At 32.2% G+C, this 20,135-nt stretch carries 15 protein-coding genes and 1 tRNA gene; 11 read left to right on the top strand and 5 right to left on the bottom strand.

What is annotated here, in order from left to right:
• Positions 1-299: 299 nt before the first annotated feature.
• From N508_RS09020 to glpQ, 4 genes are all read left to right on the top strand, one after another.
• Positions 300-2,663, top strand: a complete 2,364-nt coding sequence (locus N508_RS09020) for a flagellin N-terminal helical domain-containing protein (RefSeq protein ID WP_081700812.1) — start codon at positions 300-302, stop codon at positions 2,661-2,663.
• Positions 2,664-2,763: 100 nt separating this feature from the next.
• The gene (locus N508_RS09025; RefSeq protein WP_023276095.1) at positions 2,764-3,078 is read left to right on the top strand and encodes a hypothetical protein; all 315 of its coding nucleotides are present in this window, start codon (positions 2,764-2,766) and stop codon (positions 3,076-3,078) included.
• A 548-nt stretch (positions 3,079-3,626) separates the two neighbouring features.
• The gene (locus N508_RS09030) at positions 3,627-3,824 is read left to right on the top strand and encodes a hypothetical protein (RefSeq protein WP_040636901.1); all 198 of its coding nucleotides are present in this window, start codon (positions 3,627-3,629) and stop codon (positions 3,822-3,824) included.
• A gap of 289 nt (positions 3,825-4,113) precedes the next feature.
• The gene (gene glpQ, locus N508_RS09035; RefSeq protein WP_023276097.1) at positions 4,114-5,220 is read left to right on the top strand and encodes a glycerophosphodiester phosphodiesterase; all 1,107 of its coding nucleotides are present in this window, start codon (positions 4,114-4,116) and stop codon (positions 5,218-5,220) included.
• Between the two features lie 113 nt (positions 5,221-5,333).
• Here the strand turns inward: glpQ and N508_RS09040 are convergent.
• The 3 genes from N508_RS09040 to N508_RS09050 all read right to left on the bottom strand — a co-directional run bounded on the left by N508_RS09040 (position 5,334) and on the right by N508_RS09050 (position 7,162).
• Positions 5,334-5,424: transfer RNA gene (locus N508_RS09040), tRNA-Ser, on the bottom strand.
• Between the two features lie 81 nt (positions 5,425-5,505).
• Positions 5,506-5,700, bottom strand: coding sequence for a hypothetical protein (locus N508_RS09045; protein WP_023276098.1), 195 nt, complete (start codon positions 5,698-5,700; stop codon positions 5,506-5,508).
• A 133-nt stretch (positions 5,701-5,833) separates the two neighbouring features.
• Positions 5,834-7,162 carry an anaerobic C4-dicarboxylate transporter gene (locus tag N508_RS09050; protein WP_023276099.1) on the bottom strand — a complete coding sequence of 443 codons (1,329 nt, stop codon included), beginning with the start codon at positions 7,160-7,162 and terminating at the stop codon, positions 5,834-5,836.
• Positions 7,163-7,567: 405 nt separating this feature from the next.
• Between N508_RS09050 and N508_RS09055 the strand changes: the two genes are divergently transcribed.
• On the top strand, positions 7,568-7,921 hold the full coding sequence (locus N508_RS09055; RefSeq protein WP_023276100.1) for a DMT family protein: 354 nt from the start codon (positions 7,568-7,570) through the stop codon (positions 7,919-7,921).
• Here N508_RS09055 and N508_RS09060 read toward each other — a convergent pair.
• Positions 7,914-8,696 carry an EFR1 family ferrodoxin gene (locus tag N508_RS09060; protein WP_023276101.1) on the bottom strand — a complete coding sequence of 261 codons (783 nt, stop codon included), beginning with the start codon at positions 8,694-8,696 and terminating at the stop codon, positions 7,914-7,916. The genes N508_RS09055 and N508_RS09060 overlap by 8 nt on opposite strands.
• A 187-nt stretch (positions 8,697-8,883) precedes the next feature.
• Here N508_RS09060 and hrcA point away from each other — a divergent pair, with 187 nt between their 5' ends.
• The 5 genes from hrcA to dnaJ all read left to right on the top strand — a co-directional run bounded on the left by hrcA (position 8,884) and on the right by dnaJ (position 14,298).
• The gene (gene hrcA, locus N508_RS09065; protein ID WP_023276102.1) at positions 8,884-9,939 is read left to right on the top strand and encodes a heat-inducible transcriptional repressor HrcA; all 1,056 of its coding nucleotides are present in this window, start codon (positions 8,884-8,886) and stop codon (positions 9,937-9,939) included.
• Complete coding sequence (grpE, locus tag N508_RS09070; RefSeq protein ID WP_023276103.1) at positions 9,939-10,544, top strand: nucleotide exchange factor GrpE; 606 nt, start codon at positions 9,939-9,941, stop codon at positions 10,542-10,544. The genes hrcA and grpE overlap by 1 nt, the downstream gene beginning before the upstream one ends.
• Positions 10,545-10,586: 42 nt before the next feature.
• On the top strand, positions 10,587-12,509 hold the full coding sequence (dnaK, locus tag N508_RS09075) for a molecular chaperone DnaK (RefSeq protein ID WP_023276104.1): 1,923 nt from the start codon (positions 10,587-10,589) through the stop codon (positions 12,507-12,509).
• Between the two features lie 183 nt (positions 12,510-12,692).
• Positions 12,693-12,968, top strand: a complete 276-nt coding sequence (locus N508_RS09080; protein ID WP_023276105.1) for a TfoX/Sxy family DNA transformation protein — start codon at positions 12,693-12,695, stop codon at positions 12,966-12,968.
• A 211-nt stretch (positions 12,969-13,179) separates the two neighbouring features.
• Positions 13,180-14,298 (top strand): molecular chaperone DnaJ, encoded by a 1,119-nt coding sequence (gene dnaJ, locus N508_RS09085; protein ID WP_023276106.1) that lies wholly within the window; start codon positions 13,180-13,182, stop codon positions 14,296-14,298.
• Positions 14,299-14,660: 362 nt separating this feature from the next.
• Here dnaJ and N508_RS09090 read toward each other — a convergent pair whose 3' ends face one another.
• Positions 14,661-18,014 (bottom strand): methionine synthase, encoded by a 3,354-nt coding sequence (locus N508_RS09090; protein WP_023276107.1) that lies wholly within the window; start codon positions 18,012-18,014, stop codon positions 14,661-14,663.
• A gap of 257 nt (positions 18,015-18,271) precedes the next feature.
• Between N508_RS09090 and N508_RS09095 the strand changes: the two genes are divergently transcribed.
• Positions 18,272-20,134, top strand: coding sequence for a hypothetical protein (locus tag N508_RS09095; protein WP_023276108.1), 1,863 nt, complete (start codon positions 18,272-18,274; stop codon positions 20,132-20,134).
• The last annotated feature ends 1 nt before the right edge of the window (position 20,135 follow it).

The raw sequence follows: 20,135 nt of genomic DNA on the forward strand, positions 1-20,135 counted from the left end.
GAAAAAAATCTAAAATTAATATAATATTAATAATTAATGAGGTGAAAGAAAAAAGGATACACTTACTTTTTATCAAGGTTTAGCTTTTTACCATAAAATAAGCAAATGAAAGGACGAGTTTTTAAGCCTTACTGTATGAAGAATATATGTATTTTGAATATGCACTTTATAATAAAGCATGAAAGCCCTGCTGGCTTTATCAAAATAAGCAAAATAACATACAGTAAATGTGTATTAAGGGTAGTTTATTCCATTGTAAATTAAATACACTTGGCTTTTAAGTATCCATATTTGGCGGTATGGTGCTTAAAGAAACATACAGGCATGGAAGCCTGTATAAAAAAGAGTTTATCAGGGAGGATAATATTATGGCTCTTTCAATTATTAACAACTCAACAGCAATAGGTGCTCAAAGCAGCGTTAACAATGCTAATAATAATTTAACCAAAACGATTAAAGCTTTATCTACTGGTTTAAGAATCAATTCTGCATCAGATGATGCATCAGGTTTAGCAGTATCTGAAAAATTAAGAGCACAGATTTCTGGTTTAAACAAAGCAGCAACAAATGCTCAAGATGCAATAAGTATGTTACAGACAGCAGAAGGAGCAATGGGCTCAATGACATCTATGGTTCAGCGTATAAGAGAGCTTGCAGTTCAGGCAGGCGACCCAGCTTATACTTCTAATGACCGTGCAATGCTTCAGCTTGAAGTAGACCAGTTGAAACAAGAAATTGACCGTGTATCAACATCAACAGAATTTAACACTAAAAAACTTTTAAATGGTGACGCAGCTGCATTATGGTCAGCATCTAATGGTAATATTGAAGCTATTGTAAAAGGTGCTGCAGCAGAAGGCAACTATAAAGTATCTTACGATTTAGACCCAGGTAGAAATGCAGTATACAAATCAAATATTATGCGTCTTGGCGAAGGTGAAATGTCATATAATATTGACACAAACGGCACAAGCATAACAAAATTTGATAATATTCAAGGTATGCTTCGTGGCAGTGATATGACTATTAAAGTTAAAGGCACAGCGGCGACAACAGCATCAGCAGTATTTACTGGCGGAACAGGCGGCATGAATTCTGCTGCAATGACAGCAGCTGGCTTTACATCAACAGCATTAGCAACAGTAACTGGTGGAAACTCATATTCAATAGAATTTGAAGCATTAGGTAAAAGAACAGCAAGCGGCACAGGTCAAATCCGTTTCCGTGTAATGAATACTAAAACTGGCGAATTAAGTGAGTGGAAAACAGCATCAGTTAATAGTGCAGGGGCAGTGCTAAATGCATCAGCAATATCAACTGGTTTAGCAGGTCTTGATAAACCTGTTCTGACATCAGCTGCTACAACTTTTACAGCAACAGCAGCTTGGATAAGTGGAGATAAAATGCTTGTGAATGTTGCAGGTGTAAGAGCTTCAAGCTCAACTTCAGCAACCATTCAGATAGGCTCAACAGGCTCTACTTTACATATTAATGCAGATGCAACCAATTCTGCTACTGCTACAACACATACTGTTTATACATCTCAAATGGATGATGCAGGTAATGTATATTACGGCTCAATGGATATAAAACTTGAAAAAGGTGATGTAGTATCAGGCACAGCATCAATAGATATATTGGGTGCAGGCGATGTAGCTTCTAAATATACAAAACTTTCTCAGCTTGCACAGTTTACCAATGCAGACGGCAGAATGGTTCTTGATAATACACAAGAAATCAGCATATATGCAGGCAATGGCAAAACAGCTAAAGTTACACTTGAAGGCAGCGACACAATAGCAGATTTAGAAAGCAAATTAACAGCAGCGTTAGTTGACCAGCTTGGTATGGGAGCAGATGTAACAAATACAAGTGCAACAACAGTTAATAATAACCTTGTAAAATTTGTAGAAACAAAAGGCACAGGCGATAGAGCGGTGGCTGGCACATTTGTAATACAAGGTGCAGTATTAGGCGATTCTTCTAACCTTACATTTGTAGGTGATGAAGGTGTGCTTAATGCATTAGGTATAAACCAAATCCAAAAAGCAACCGATTCTGCATTAAATGTTAGAGTGCAGGATGCCCACACTGGAGCATTTATAGGTGAAGATACAGTAACAGACGGCAGACTTCGCAATATCATAGAAGGTGTAGATATTGATATCATTCCATCTTCAGCTGCTGATATTGCATTTGATACAGCAACAAATACAATGAAATTTCTTGCTAAAGCTGAGCCAGAAGTAGCATATCTTCATATTAAAGATAACTCAACAGTAGCTGCAATAGGTGCCAATGAAGGTCAAACATTAGATATATCTATAGGCAGACTTGACACAAAATCTATGGGTATTGATGGTGTTAATGTTGCAACTTTTGATGATGCACAAAGCTCTATCACAAAACTTGATATGGCATTAGAGCAAATATCAAAAGCAAGAGCAACAGCAGGTGCTCAAATGAACAGGTTAGAATATACTATCAGCAACCTGAATACAACAAGAGAAAATATGGTAGCAGCAGAAAGCCGTATCCGTGACTTAGATATAGCTGTGGCTTCTACTAATTTAGCTGCACAACAGGTATTAATGCAGTCAGCAACTGCAATGCTTGCGCAGGCTAACCAAATCCCAAGTTATGCAATGCAGTTATTAGGATAATATAAACAGGGTCTGGTTTTCATGACCAGACTCTTATAACTACCTGTATGTAAAACATAAGGAATAAGTGTTTTAATGCGCAAAAAAAGGCAGGTGATTTATGGGTAATATATTTAAAGTATCATCTATTGATGCACAGTTAAACAATACACCACATAATCCCATGCCCCATAATAAAAAAGAAATGGAGCGGGCTAAAAACAACAGTAATGCTGATTTTAGCGATATTTATGAAGTAAGGCAGCAGTGTTTAAAGTTTAATAAAGCATGTTTAATGAGTAAAACTGAAAGTATAGCAGCTATTAGGCAGGAAATGCAGGATGTAGTGCATAATATCAGGTTTTCTGGAATGTTTATTATAAAAGATATATCTTTTAATGAACAGATACAGGCTCGTAGACTTTTAGAAAGCTGACTTATATTCTTTTCATATGCGTCATTCTACCCAAAAAGTAGATAAAGCTTCACTAATTGTATGTGGGGCATTACAAATTATACAACTGCTCCCTTAAAAAAGGAGCAGTTTTTTTATAAATGTAGATTAATATAAAAGTGTGGGTAAGTTCAAAAAAAATATTTTAAATATATTATGCACTGCTGCAACATATATAATTTAGATTTTTCTCCTTTAAAATCAGGCTCAAAATGACTTGTAGTGTGAAAACCGTATGTCAATGCTGAGAGTGATAAGGCGAAGTATCTAGAATATATAACCTGCAACAGTTATAGAAATTGTATGTATAATCATTGCAGCTTATATTATCTAGATTATTCACATTCATTCATAATAACACAGTGTTGTATGATTATAATGATACAGTTGTTATGATTATATCAAAAACAGAAACAGTTTTTTATAAAAGCATTGAACAGCAGTGTTTTATATGGTATAATAAAAAAGTATATAAAAGTATTTATTATTTATAAAAATTGTAATATTATATGAGTATAATGGGGTGTATTATGAAAACATATTCAGACCTTATCCAGCTGCTTCAAGCAAAAGGATTTACAGCAGAAGAAGCAGAAAGTTTTGTAAAAATTGAAAAAAATATGAAAGGTGCTTCAGGAGCTGATAATTCTGCAGAATGTGGTGATGATGTGTATGCTTTTTATGAAAGCCGTTCAATGCTTGAAATAGACCCTGCAAAAGCATGGTAATCCACATAAAAAGCAAAAATATCATTTTATTTAAAGTTTTGATTTTAACTTTATTTTTTTCAGCCTTATTCTTGCAGGTAAAAATGAAAGATTAATTAAATTTCTTCATAATTTAAGTTATACCCTGCACAGTATCATATTCTGTTTTTGTAATTGCTTGTAAAACAAATTTTTTTATGCTAAACTTTATATTATTCACTAAATCTAAATATTTTTAAATAATTTAATATGCTGTTGTATATTTTTTGATAATATATAAGCTTGTAAAAAGCTTAAAAAGAGGTGTTATATGAAGAAAATATTTTATGCAGTATTATTTGTCCTATTACTTGCAGGATTGTTTGGCTGTAAAAGTAATAATAATGTATCAAGCGAGGCTGATATGAGTAATGGAAAATTAGAAAAAACTATTATTGCTCATCGTGGGGCAAGTGGTTATATTCCAGAGCATACTCTTGCATCAAAAGCTCTGGCTTATCAAATGGGTGTTCCATTTTTAGAGCAGGATTTAGCTATGACAAAAGATAATCGTCTTGTAGTTATTCATGACCATTTTCTTGACAGAGTAACAGATGTGGCAGATAAATTTCCGGGCAGGACAAGAGATGACGGCAGATATTATGTTATAGATTTTACACTTGATGAGATAAAAAGCTTAAATTTTATGGAAGGCTTTACTGTAAAAGACGGCAGGCGTGTGCAGGATTATCCAGACAGGTTTCCAATGGGTAAATCTACTTTTGAAATACATACATTTGAAGAAGAAATAGAATTTATTCAAGGCTTAAATAAGACACTTGGAAAAGATGTTGGCTTGTATGTAGAAACAAAGGCACCATGGTTTCATAAACAGGAAGGTAAAGATATTTCTAAAGCCACATTAGAAGTGTTGAAAAAATACGGCTATACAACAAAAGATAGTAATGTATATTTTCAAACATTTGATTTTCCTGATTTAGTGTATGTAAGAGAAAAATTAATGCCTGAAATGGATATGGATTTAAAAACAGTTATGCTTTTTGCAGAAAATTCATGGAATGAAACATACGAAAAAACAGATGACGGTTTATGGGTGCCGTTTGATTTTGATAAACTTAGAACTCCTGACGGTATGGCACTTGTTGCTAAATTTGCAGATGGTGCAGGTCCAAGTAATGATATGGTTATAGATAAAACATTATCTAAAAAAGGAAATATTGTTATAACTGATTTTGTAAAACTTGCTCATGATAATAATATGGTTGTTCATCCATATACAGCTAGAAAAGATAAACTGCCAGCTTATGTTGATAATATAGACGAGCTTTATGAAGCAATATTATATCAGGCAGGGGCTGATGGGTTGTTTACAGATTTCCCTGATTTAGGGCTTAATTTCGTAAAAAATCATAAATAAAGAAAATATACTTTAATATTATACAGGCAGGTTAATTTATCTGCCTGTTTTTTAAAGGCGAAAAATCTAAATTATTTATTATTACAGCATTGATATATAAGAAGAATATATTACGGAGAGAGAGGGATTCGAACCCTCGATACCGGTTTCCCAGTATACTCGCTTAGCAGGCGAGCGCCTTCGACCATACTCGGCCATCTCTCCATCATATTATATTAGAGATAATTATATACTTGAATTATTTTATAATGTCAAATAAAAAATACATTTTTTACAAAAAAGCTGTTAAGTATGTTTTATTTGTGTTTCTATGCCATTCTGCTGTGCAAACATTACTCCTCTGCCACACATTGGTGCTGAAAGCTCGCATCTTCTTGAGCATAGTGGGCAGTTGGTTGGTGCACTGCTTAAAATAGTATCTGATTTTTCTTCCTTTTTATGCTGCTCTTCCAGCTCTTTAAAATATTTATCCATATCCATACAAATACCCTTTAATATAATAAGTGTAGTGAAAAACTAATATATAAATTTTTTGATTTTTGCAAGAAAAGATTTAGTGATTAATATAAAAACTACAAAAAAGCTCCAGTTTTTATCTGGAGCTTTATATATTTTAGTAAATAAAATTTGCCAGAAGATAGCCTATAATAGTGGAAACTGTAACAGAAATCAAGCCAGGTATCATAAATGAGTGGTTTAAAAGATATTTACCAATAACCGTTGTACCAGACCGGTCAAAATTGACCGTTGCAATATCTGATGGATAGTTTGGTATGAAGAAGTAACCATAAACTGATGGAAGAACACCTAAAAGAACATACCAAGGTATACCTAAATCATAAGCCAGTGGCATAATTGCAAGAACAACACCACCTTGAGTATTAATTAATACTGATACTGCAAAAAGAACGAATGCGATTGCCCAAGGGTATGCATTAACTATATCTTTCATAGCTGTCATCATTTCTCCTTTATATGCTGCAAAATAAGTATCTGAAAGCCATGCAATACCATAAATTGCAACTACCGCAACCATACCAGCCTGCCATACTGAGCCTGAAACAACTTTTTTCGGCTCTGCTTTACATGTAAGAATCATCAAACCTGCAACTGTAAGCATAACTATTTGAATAACTAAATTCATTTTTAATGGTTTGCCATCATAATGTGGCAAAAGTGCTGGGAATGTTGCAAGTATTACAATTACTGCAAGTGCTGTTAAAAACAGTAATACTGAAGCTTTTGCAGTTGCAGGAAGTTTTTTATCAAGAGTAGTTGCTGTTGAACCAAACATATATTCTTTTAACTCAGGGTCAGCAAGTCTTGCCTGATATTTAGGGTCTTTGTCTAAATCAAGACCTCTTTTAGATGAAAACAATGCAGCTGCAAAAATGCCACATAAACATGCAGGAATGGTTATCATTAATACCTGCGGAATAGTCAGTCCAAGTTCTGGCATTTTAGTATTAGTAATAGTGACAAACGATACAACTGCTGCAGCAATAGGTGAGCATGTGATACCAACTTGTGATGCAACAGATGCAACAGCACATGGTCTTTCAGGTCTAATTCCTTTTTTTAAAGAAATATCTGCAATGATTGGCATAAGTGTATAAACTACATGACCTGTGCCAACTAAAACTGTTAAAAAGAATGTGCAGAAAGGGGCATAAAAAGTAATTCTTTCAGGATGGGCTCTTAAGAATTTTTCTGTTATTTGTATCATAAAGTCCATTCCCCCTCCCGCCTGTAATACACCTGCACAGGTAACAGCTGCAATAATAATATATATAACATCTGTTGGTGGTGTGCCAGGTTTTAAGCCAAAAGCAAAAACTAAAACAGCTAAACCAATACCTGAAATAACACCAAGTGCAATGCTGCCATAGCGGGAGCCTACATACAATGCTAGTAAAACGATTAATAACTGAACAATAATCATCTTATCCTCCATATAAGTATTTTTAAAAAAGATATATTAATAAAATGCTAAAATCAAGCATAACATATCTTTAAAGTAAAAATTTTTTATAAAAATAAAATTATGTTTTATAAAAAATATGGTTTAGCTCCCTTTTTGAGTTATTTCTTACTTTTGTAGTTTCAATAGTTTACTATATTTAAAAAATATTATGTATTATAAACTTTTATAAAATAATATATTGTTTTATCTATATATATCTTTCTAGCAGCATCTGTAATATAAAAAGCAATATGAATATTATTGGTTACATTTTTTAATATTATCTATCTTGACAGTTAGTAGAGAAGGGAGTAAATTTAGCTGGATATTTTTCAAATAAATAGAATGTCAGGCTGTATTTTATTCTAATTTTATGGGGTTTTTATGCACTATTTACATATTCATTCTGGTGTTGTAACTGTATGTATGCTTATTCTATCAAATGTTTTTATGACATTTGCATGGTATGCTCATTTAAAAAATCTGTCATCTATGCCTTGGTTTGGTGCAGCTCTTGCAAGCTGGGGGATAGCTTTTTTTGAATATATGATACAGGTGCCTGCAAATAGAATTGGATATACAGTTTTTACTCTGCCACAGCTTAAAATTATGCAGGAAGTTATAGCATTAGGTGTATTTATTCCTTTTGTTACATTATATATGGGTAAGCCTTTGAATTTAAACTTTTTATGGGCTTCTCTATGCCTTTTAGGTGCAGTATATTTTATGTTTAAATGATTTGATATACTTCTCGCAGAGTTTTTACAGGTGTTTTATCTCTGCTTAATGAAAGTGCATTTTTAGGACAGTGATGAATGCACCTGTAACAGTTTTCACATCTTGCTTTAATAAAGGCAGGGTAGTTTTCCTTATTTTTATAAAGAGCATGATGTGGGCAGTCATTTATACATTTGTCGCATTTTACACATTTATCTTGATGAATGTATATATTAAAGGTCATAAGATGTCCAATAAGTTTGTTTGGTGCATTAAAAATAGATGATATTTTAAAATGTGGGATATATCCTGTATATTCTTCATTAATTATAGATACAAATTTGTTACAATCTGCATTTATTTTTTCATATATATTTTTTTCAAATTCAAAAAATCTTTTAATAAATGGAGTAATAAGAGTGCCGTCGCTTGCAGGGCTTCTGTATGCTGTATCATATATTGTTATTATATTTTTTTCTCTTATTATTTTTGCAGTAATTCTATTTGTATTGCATGACCATAATGAATAAGAATTAAAAACCATTGTAGGTTTAGTATTTATAAGTTTTGACAGTTTTTGAAAAAATGAAATTAATGTAAGGCATGGGGCACAGTGATAACATGGAGTCCCTATAATTAAAGCATCATAATTATTAATATTTTCTTCTAAATCATTTTCCATTGAATGAATATATGCTGAACAGCCTGTTATATTATTAATGCAGGTTTGCATATATTTTATAGAATTAAGTGTTGCTCCAGCACCAGAGAAATATAAAATCAGAATTTTTTTCATAATAACATACTTTTATATTATATTATAATGACAGTCAATATAAATCAATAATACTACACATTTATATTATTGTGGAATTGTATAGAATATAATTTTTTTTAAAAAAACTCTTGACACTTTTCACTGTGATTACTAAATTAGTTCTAGCACTCAATGATTGTGAGTGCTAACAAATGAGGTATAATAAATGGATATGCGTTTCTTAAATGAGCGTGAAGAGCTTGTTTTAAGGACAATAATTGATGAATATGTAGATACCAGTGAGCCTGTTGGTTCTCGTAATGTTTCAAAAGTAGGACCTTTAAAAATGTCCCCTGCTACTATAAGAAATATTATGAGTGATTTGGTAGAAAAGGGTTTTATTGCTCAGCCTCATACATCAGCTGGCAGGGTGCCAACAGACAGCGGATATAGATACTATATTGATAAATTTGTAAAAATACAAAATATATCAGAAAATTTTATAGAAAATATTTACAGGGAAATGAGTATTGACCCAGTGAATGTGATGAATCTTTTTCGTCATTTTTCTAAAAAAATGGGGGATATGACACATGCTGTTGGGTTTGTAGTATCCCCTAAAATGAATACTATAAACTTAAAACATATAGAGTTTATAAGAATAAATCGGGAAACAGTGCTTGCTGTGATTGTTTCAAAAACAGGCATGGTGCAGAATGTGCTGCTGAGAGTTGATAATAGTATTAAAGATAATGACCTTGTGCGAATGAGTAATTTTATAAACAGTAATTATGAAGGAGCAAATCTTTATGAAGTGCAGCGTATGCTTTTACAGGAGCTGCAGGCAGCAGAAGGCGAAATAAGGCGTCTTGCAGAACAGGCTGTTAAATTAAGCGAGGCAGTAGTTAAAAGCCCAGTATTTGATGAAGAATTTATTTTTGAAGGCACAAAAAATATTATAGATATACCAGAGCTTAGGCAGAATGGCAAATTAACTGATGTATTGCGGGCTTTTGAAGAAAAAAGCCATATCTGTGCTCTGCTTGAGAGCTGTATGAAAGAAGACAGTGTGCAGATATTTATAGGTTCGGAAATAGGGCTTAATCATACAGATGAGCTTGGGATGGTTATAAAACCATACCACAGGGGCGGAAATATAGTAGGAACAATGGGTGTGATAGGTCCCAAAAGAATGAAATATTCACAAGTAGTTTCTATTGTAGATTATTCCTCAAAAATAATATCAAAAATGCTTAATGAATACTACGAGGGAGATAAGTAATGAGCGAAGAAAACAAAGAAAATATGCAGCAGAACGAGGGAGTAAAAATTAATATAAAATCACCGGAAGCAGAAGTTGCTGAAAATGCTGAAGAATTGCAGGAAGCAGAAAATCAGGCAGAAGAAACAGATATGGGCGGCGGTGAAATTGGCATATTAAAAAAACAGGTGGAAAATTTAGAAAATATATTAAAAGAAAAAAATGAAGAAATTCTTCGCCGTGCTGCTGATTTAGATAATTACAGAAAAAGGCTTACAAAAGAAACTGAAGATAAAGTCCGCTTTGCTAATCAGGCAGTTGTAAAAGACTTTCTGCCTGTTATTGATAATATAGAGATGGCTTTGCAGCATACTGAGGAAGGCTCACCTTTAAGAGAAGGGATAATGCTTACTATCAAATCATTTAAAGATGTGTTAAGCCGCCACGGTGTCACTGAAATAAACTCAGAAATTGGCACAGTTTTTGACCCGGCAGTTCATGAAGCAATAATGATGGATAATTTAGCAGAATATGAAAATAATACTGTAACTTTATGTGTTCAAAAGGGGTATATATTAAATGACAGAGTAATACGCCCTGCAAAAGTGAAAGTAAATAAAATATAAATATAATAAATATATAACAGTTAAAGCTGTTTTGGAGGAACAATGGCTCAAGGAAAAGTTATAGGTATTGACTTAGGAACAACTAACTCAGTTGTTTCTGTAATGGAAAATGGTCAGCCTAAAGTTATAGTAAATGCAGAAGGTATGACAACAACACCATCTATAGTAGGGTTTACAGATGGGGACAGACTTGTTGGTATACTTGCTAAGCGTCAGGCAGTAACTAACCCTGAAAATACAATTTTTAGTATTAAAAGATTAATAGGCAGAAAAGCAGATTCAGCTGAAACTGCAAATGCAAAAAAACACCTGCCATATAAAATAGTGCCAGCAGATAACGGCGATGCATGGGTAGAAATTAAAGGCAAAAAATATGCTCCACAGGAAATATCTGCAATGATATTACAGAAATTAAAACAAACTGCAGAAGATTATCTTGGCGAAACTGTTACAGATGCAGTAATTACAGTTCCTGCATATTTTAATGATGCACAGCGTCAGGCAACAAAAGATGCCGGTAAAATTGCAGGCTTAAATGTTCAGCGTATTATCAATGAACCAACAGCAGCAGCACTTGCTTATGGTTTAGAGAGAAAAGGCGAAGAAAAAATAGTTGTATATGATTTAGGTGGCGGAACATTTGATGTATCTATCCTTGAACTTGGCGATGGTGTATTTGAAGTTAAAGCTACAAATGGCGATACTTTCTTAGGTGGTGATGATTTTGATGAAAGAATAGTTAAATGGTTATGCGAAGAGTTTATGAAAGACAACGGCATAGACTTAGCTAATGATAAAATGGCTCTTCAAAGGTTAAAAGAAGCTGCTGAAAAAGCAAAACATGAGCTTTCTGGCACAACTGAAACTGAAATCAATCTGCCATATATTACAGCAGACCAAACAGGACCTAAACACTTAGTTAAAAAATTAAGCAGGGCAAAATTTGAAGCATTAGTTTCTGATTTAGTTGAAAAAACATTAGAACCATGCAAAAAAGCTTTAAATGATGCAGGGCTTACAACTTCTGATATTAATGAAGTTATACTTGTTGGTGGTATGACTCGTATGCCGCTTGTGCAGCAGAAAGTAAAAGAATTTTTTGGCAAAGAGCCGCATAAAGGTATCAACCCTGATGAAGTTGTTGCAATAGGTGCAGCAGTGCAGGGCGGTGTATTAATGGGAGATGTTAAAGATGTGCTTCTTCTTGATGTAACTCCGCTTTCATTAGGTATTGAAACTATGGGCGGTGTAATGAATAAAATCATTATGAGAAATACAACAATACCTGCAAAAAAAAGCCAGATATATACAACTGCTGCTGATAACCAGCCGTCAGTTACTATTCAGGTGCTTCAAGGCGAAAGGGAAATGGCAAGTGATAATAAACTTATAGGTCAGTTTGATTTATCAGGCATTGCACCGGCTCCAAGAGGTGTGCCTCAAATTGAAGTTACTTTTGATATAGATGCAAACGGTATATTACATGTTTCTGCAAAAGATAAAGGCACTGGCAAAGAGCAGTCTATTGTTATTAAAGATTCTTCAGGTTTATCAGAAGATGAAATTGATAGAATGGTGCATGATGCAGAAGCCCATGCAGAAGATGATAAACGCAAAAAAGAATTAGCAGATGTAAGAAATCAGGCTGATACTCTAGTATATACTACTGAAAAATCATTAAAAGAGCATGGTGATAAACTTGAAGCTGCTGTAAAAGAAAACATTGAAAAAGAAATGGAAAATTTAAAACAAAAATTAACCAGTGAAAATGTTGGCGAAATAAAAGAAGGTATTGATAAACTTTCAGCTGCAGCACAAAAGCTGGCAGAAGTTTTATATGCTCAAAATAATCAGAGTGGCGATGCTTCTCAGGCTGGCAGTGCTTATGCTCAGGAAGAAACAGCTAAAAAAGATGAAAATGTGGTAGATGCTGATTTTGAAGAAGTAAAAGACGATAAAAAATAAGCATAAATATAAAATACAGGCGTTCTCAAATTAATCTTTGGGAACGCTTTTTAATTTATCCAAATAGATAAAGCCACGAAAATTAGTATAAACCTATATAAAATTTTAGATAAGCTTTTTTTTTTATTGCTTATGCATAATAAATATTTTATAATATGCTAAAATATTTAAGGCAGGTATATTATGGCATCACTTACTTCTATGAAAAATATAGGCAAAAATATTGCAAAAAAACTTTCAACAGTAGGTATCAATACTTCTGAAGAACTTATTGAAATAGGCTCTAAACGGGCATTTAAAAGAATGAAAGAAGTATATCCAAAAATCTGCTCTGTTTATATATATACTCTTGAAGGTGCCATAACTGATACAGATTATAATAAACTGCCTGAAAATACTAAAAAAGAATTAAAAGCTTACAGTGATTCTTTAAAATTTGAATTACACCAAAATATATAAATATTTCTAAATTAATATATCAAAATCTTTATAATAATACCTAATATGCTTTAATAACTATATCATGAAGTTGTTTAAAAAATGATAGTAACTAAGAATGGAAAGGCAGCAAAAAGTCATAAAAAATAATGAAAAACTTATTATTTTTGCTTGCAAAATCATATATAAAATATTAAAGTAATCATTCAAAAAATTTTAAGGACGGATAAAGTTGGCTAGAGATTATTATGAAATATTAGGTGTGGAACGCACTGCAACAGATGTTGAAATAAAAAAAGCATATAGAAAATTAGCATTACAGTATCATCCTGATAAAAACCCTGATGATAAAGAAGCTGCTGAAAAATTTAGAGAAGCTGCTGAGGCATATAGTGTGCTTTCAGACCCAGATAAGAAAAACCAGTATGATACTTATGGCAGGGTAATGGATGACAGTATGGGCGGTTTCAGTTCTACTGGCAGTGTATTTGATGATTTACTAGGAGATGTTTTTGGTGAGTTTTTTGGAACATCTTCTTCACGACGCTCACGGAACAGACCAACTAAGGGTCAGTCTATAGAAATGTATCAAGAGCTTACATTTGAAGAATCAGTTTTTGGGGTAGAAAAAGAATTAACTATTAAAAAACGAGAAAACTGTAAAAGATGTGATGGCACAGGTGCTGAACCCGGTGGTATGAAAACCTGCGAAAAATGTAATGGTCAGGGCGTATTTACCCAAAGAAATGGTATATTTGCAGTGCGTTCAACATGCCCAGCATGTAACGGAAGTGGTCAGGTTATAAAAGAAACCTGCACAGAATGTAAAGGTAAAGGCAGCCATACAATAGAAAAACAAATAAAAGTAAAAATTCCTGCCGGCATTGATGATGGTATGATTATGCGTGTTAGTGGTGAAGGTAATGCAGGAAGCCATGGCGGACCTTCTGGCGATTTACTTTTGCATATTAAGGTAAAAGAGCATAAAATATTTAAGCGTGTAGATAATGACCTGCATTTAATGCTGCCTGTTACTGTTTTTGATGCTGTATTAGGCAACGAGTTTGAAATAGAATTAATAGATGGCTCAAAAGAAACAATAAAAGTTAAGCCGGGCACTCAGGTAGGCGAACGGATAACATTAAAAGGAAAGGGTGTGCCTTCTGTTAAAGGCTATAATGTAGGTAATATGTATGTAGATTTGCAGATACTTATACCGACTAACCTTTCAAAAGAGCAGAAAGAAGTTTTAGAAAAAATGAGAGAAGAAGCCAAAGAAAATGATATGTTTGGCTCTAAATTAAAAAATATATTAGAAAGATTTAAAGAGTTTATAAAAGGCTCAAAATAGATTTATCAAAAAATATTTATCCCTTAACTTGTAAAAGTTAAGGGATTTTTTAACTATTTATTTATAAATAGTTGTAATTACTCAAAAATTTTTATTACATTCATTTTAAGTTTGATTTTGAAAGCGAAGTATCTAAATTATCTTACTTTTTAGATACTTCGCCTTTGGCTCAGCATGACCTACAGCTTTCACAATATAAGTCATTTTGGGCCTGATTTTACAGGCAAAAAATCTAAATGATATATATTACAGCAGTGCATAATATATTTAAAATATCTATTTTTAGATACTTTGCCCTATGACATGAAAGAAGGTTCAGTATGAACTTATCCAAAAAATATTGGTATGCCTATATACACAAATTAATACTTAATATTTGGATGATGTATAATAAAAGCAGATGTAGAATATTCTGGGTGCATTTGGTGAGACTGGCTTAATGTAACCCCTATCCTTTCACTTTGCAGCATATTTGCAATAATAGTATTGTTTTCAATATCAGGGCACAGCGGATATCCAAAGCTGAACCGTTTGCTTCTGTATTTTCCTGCAACTGCATTTTCTGGGGTGTCACTGCTTTTATCAATAAGATTTAATTCTTTTCTTATTATCCTGTGGGTATATTCTGCCAGACTTTCAGTAAGTTCAGTAAAAAGTCCATGAGCCATATAGTAGTTTTTATAATCATTATTTTTAAAAAGCTCTGCACAATACTGGGCTGGTTTTTCCCCTAATGTTACAATCTGTATAGGAAGAACATCATAATATTCTTCACTGTTTGAAATATAGTCAGCAAGGCAGTATTTTGGCACAGCTTTACTGTCTGGGAAATTAAAAGTATGGAGCAAAGCATCATCTTTTGAATAAACTTCAATAGAGTTATTTATACTTCTGCATTTAAAATATCCATATATTGCTTTTGGTGAAACAGCATTTTTATTAGTAATATTTTTAAATAAACTTTTAAGCTCATGCATAGCTGTTTCATTTATTAAAAATTCATATTCTTCGCAGCTTAAATCTCTTTTCTTATAGCCCCATATATTTGAGAATAAAAAGTTTTTGTTAAGATATTTATACACATCAAAAATATTTGCATCAATAACTTTTGTGCCGTAAAATGGTGGTGTTGGTATATCTTTTTTATCAAGTTTTAATATATCTGCTCTTTCTTCTTTTTTAACATTAAATTCTTCTATAATTTCTATAACTGGTTTTTTGTTTTCACTTTTTACTGCTGCTTTTTTAGAGCCATCCATTGCAGCAATATTATCAAAAGCATCTTTGCAGTAAAAAACTTTATATGGCATAATTTCAGCACAGCTTTCGTTTACAAATTTAGAATTTAAGGCTGCACCGCCAAGCATAATTTTTATATCAGGCAGTTCTTTTGCAATTTCTTTTATATTTTCTTTCATAATAAGTGTAGATTTTACAAGCAGTCCGCTCATACCAATAGCTTTGGCACCTGTTTCTTTTGCTTTTTGTATCATTTGGGCAGCTGGCACCTTTATACCAAGGTTATGCACTTTAAAGCCGTTATTACTCATAATAATATCTACTAAATTTTTACCAATATCATGCACATCGCCTGCTACTGTTGCAATAACTATTTCGCCTTTTGATGCTCCAGCTGATTTTTCAAGATAAGGCTCTAATATAGAGACTGCTGCTTTCATAGTTTCTGCAGATTTTAATACAAAAGGCAGGAGCATTTTTCCTTCGCCAAACATATCTCCAACCTGCTGCATTGCAGGAAAAAGTATGTTGTTAATAATATCTTCTGCCTTATGGCTTTCCAAAAGAGATGAAATTATGGTTTCAAGCTCAGTTTTATCGCCTTTTATAATTTTTAAAGGAAGTATTTCAAAAGGCGGCAAATCTTTATTTATTTCATCAGTTTCTACTTTTGCATTTGCAAAATGTTCTATAAAATTAGGCAGTGCATTATCACGGGCATATATTAAATCAAGGCAGTAATCTACATCATCTTGTGACATACTTGCAATAGGTGTTAATTTAGATGCATGAACTATTGCTGTATCAAGCCCGGCTTTTACTGCTTCATGTAAAAATACAGAGTTTAATATCTGCCTTGAAGCAGGGGATAAGCCAAAAGATACATTGCTTACTCCAAGAGTAGTTTTTACACCTTTTAGATTTTCTTTAATCATTTTAACTGCTTTTAATGTTTCTAGTGCTGCATTAGTTAAAGTAACATCTCCTGAACCAATAGAAAATGTAAGAGTATCTATTATTAAATCTTCTGCCCTGAATTTATACTCATGGACCCATACATCATAAAGTCTTTTAGCTATTTGAAACTTTTTATCAGCTGTTGCAGCCATACCATCTTCATCAATAGTTAGAGCTACAACACATGCGGGGTGTTCTTTTACAATATCAAGCATTTTATATAGTTTTGTGCCGCCATCTTCAAAATTGACTGAGTTAATAATAGGTTTTCCAGAATATCTTTCAAGGCTTGCTTTAACAGTTTTCGGGTCAGTAGAATCTATTACAAGGGGTGCCATAAGCAGAGAATTTAATACAGGCACAATTTTTTTATAGTCTTCTATTTCATCTCTTGAAGCATAAGCAAGTGATAAATCTATAAAATGGGCACTATCTTCTTGATTTTTGCACAGGGCTGTTATTCCATCAATATCTTCTGCTAAAAGCATTTCTCTAAATGCTTTTGAACCTGTTGCATTTGCTCTTTCACCAATCATGGCTGGTTTTGGGTTCTGCTCTAATGCGACAGCAGTAAAAAGGCTGGCAGCTTCTCCATAATATGGTTTTTCTTCTCTTTTTGGCACTGGTCTGTCTTTTGCCATTTCACTTAACATTTTTATATGTGTTTTATCTGTTCCACAGCAGCCGCCTGCCATAGATACTGGATATTTATCCATTATACTTTTCATAATGGCAGTAAACTTTTCGTCATTCATAGGGTATATAGTTTTGCCATCAATAGTTTCAGGCATACCAGCATTAGGCGATATATAAATATTTCCCTGCCATATATTAGATAATGAAGCAACAGCAGGCTCCATCATATCAGGACCCATTGCACAGTTAAGCCCAAGAGCAAATATCGGCATGCCTGCCATAACTGCGGAAATCGCAGAAATATCTGAGCCAGTTAAAAGTATATAGTTATTTTCAACAGTAAATGATACAAGTATTGGCGTATCCGTATTTTTACGCCTGTTAGCTTCAGTGCATGCATTAACAGCAGCTTTTAACTGTAAAATATCCTGTGCAGTTTCTATATTATATAAATCCACATCAACACATTCTGCCTGCTGCAAATACTGCTCATAAAGATACTGGTAGCTGGTATGTCCTAAACTTGCAAGTTTTGTTCCCGGCCCCATTGATAATGAAACAAAAGTATTTTTTCTGCCAGCAGCTGCACGCCTTGCAATCTCAACTGCTTCCCTGTTTATTTCAACAACTTTGTCTTCTAAGCCATATTCTGATAAAACAGAAGCAATAGCTCCAAATGTATTTGTAACAGCAACATTTGCACCAGCATCAAAATAGCCTTTATGTATGTCATATATAATTTCAGGATAAGAAATACACAAAAACTCATTGCAGCCATTTTTACCCTGCCATTTATTTTCATCAATATTTATTTTTTGGATAGATGTTCCCATAGCACCATCAAAGACAACTATGTTGTTTTTTGCAAACTCTTTTAATGACACAGCTATACCCTCATGTAAATAATTGTTTAACTATATATAAAAATAAGATTTTTGCAAGAACATATTGTGTTATAAGGCAATTTTTCAAATATACTTATTCTCATTAACAAATACTGCAAACTTATTAAAGATTATTTAAAAATACAGCATTATACATATATTTTTTGCAGAATTTTATATTTTTATAATAATATATTGCAGTGGTATTAAATTTTATATATAATCTTTACAGTCCAATATGACAAGGAGAGCCTTTTTTGGTTACGGATTTGAAAGAAACTGCATCAATAAATTATACACAAAAGGTTTTTTTAAAACACAGCTTTTTTAATACAATTATAATATTTAAACTCGTTGTAAAAGATTTTCTAAAATATTTTTTATTCAAAATCAAGCCGTTTTCAAGATATGAAGCTTGGTGTTATTTTACTGCAAGTGCTACTATATTATTTTTTACAGGTTCTGTATTAATTCTTATCAGCTTTGCTGTTCCAGTTATTTCACCTATTGCAGAGTTTATTTTTTATGTATGTGTAATTATTTCTGCTTTAATGTCGCTGCGTGTATTTGCTGGCAGGCTTATAAATGCAAAAGATTATGTTGATTATGTAAGCCTTATACCAAATAAACAGAAGTTATTTGATAAACTTGAAAAATTTTTCCTTAATATTTTTTTCAGCATTTCTTTATTTTATACGGCAGCTTTTTTAAAAATTATTCTTTTATCTATATATTTATTTGGGCATTTTTTTTATGGTGCAGGAAGAATAGAGCTTGTTGATGAGCTTTATAAAATAACATTTATTGATTTTACTGTATTTGCACTTAAAGCTATGGGTGCTGTTTATTTTGTATTTTTTATTTCTCCATCTGTTCACAGGTTTGATTATTTAGAAAAAAGTGGTGTAGAGTATTTTACTGTTTCTAAATATTATACATGGTATTCAAAAGAGTATATTGTAGATTATTTATCTTTATTATCTAGTTTATTTGTTGTTATATCCATAGGTTATATTTTTATTGTAGGCTATTCTTTGCTGCTGCATATAGTTATATGTATAGCTGTTATTGTGCAGAGTGCGGCTCTAATGTTTTCAGGCAGATTTTTATCTGCTGTTATGGGTTTAGGAAGTATACTGGTTATTATATATGCAAATGCAGTAGTTGTTTTTCATGGTTTTGAATATATTTTTATATCATATGATGCAGTATATTTTATGATTAATTATTATAAAATCTCTATTGCCATGATTTTTTTTGGTATGCTTTATATTACCACATTTGACAGAGATATAATAAAAATACTTGCAGTTATTAGTTTTTTCTTATCAGCTTTATTTGTGTTTGAAGATATTTCTGCATTTAAAGGTTTAATAGTTTATGATGTCAGCTCATTTAATATAACTTTTTATGCTTTTATTGAGCTGGTATCTATTTTTATATTTTTAAGCAGGGTTGCATATAATAAAGGCACTTATCAGTCTGATAAAAAATATGCTGCAATGCTTTGGTATGATTTTAGAGAAATAGTTAATTTTATAAAGCTGAAACACATATATATGGTATTATATTATTCATCAATAGCTATGGTTATATATTCATTATTCATGTGGCTTCTTCCTTTTGTATTTAATATAACAGCTTATAAGCAGATAGATGAAGATATTATGACAACTTTCTTAAATTTAAAGCATATAATAGCTTTTTATGTTTTTTTAGGTCTTTTTCTGCTTTTTAAAAACTACAATGATGTATTCCCTATGTTTATTATTTCCGCAGTTATACTTGGAGAAATATATATATTACTTTTTAATTCTATGAATATACTGATTACAGATTTAAGAATATATCCTGTTGAATATGTTTATGTATTTTTATATACAGTAATGTTTGTGATTGCTGTATGTATTAATAGATATAATAATTATATAGCAGCTGGATTTTCTCTATCAATTATATTAGTTTTAATAACAGTTTTAGATATTTTATTTAATGAAGGTTTTAAAACTAATATATTTGTATATAATTTATTTTTCTTTACTTTAATTATAAGCAATTTGTTTGTAGTAATAGGCACTTATAAGAAAATAAAGGAAGAAAAAAGGATGGAGTTAGAATAAT

Origin of the sequence: Mucispirillum schaedleri ASF457, assembly GCF_000487995.2 — a bacterium.
Classification (GTDB): domain Bacteria; phylum Chrysiogenota; class Deferribacteres; order Deferribacterales; family Mucispirillaceae; genus Mucispirillum; species Mucispirillum schaedleri.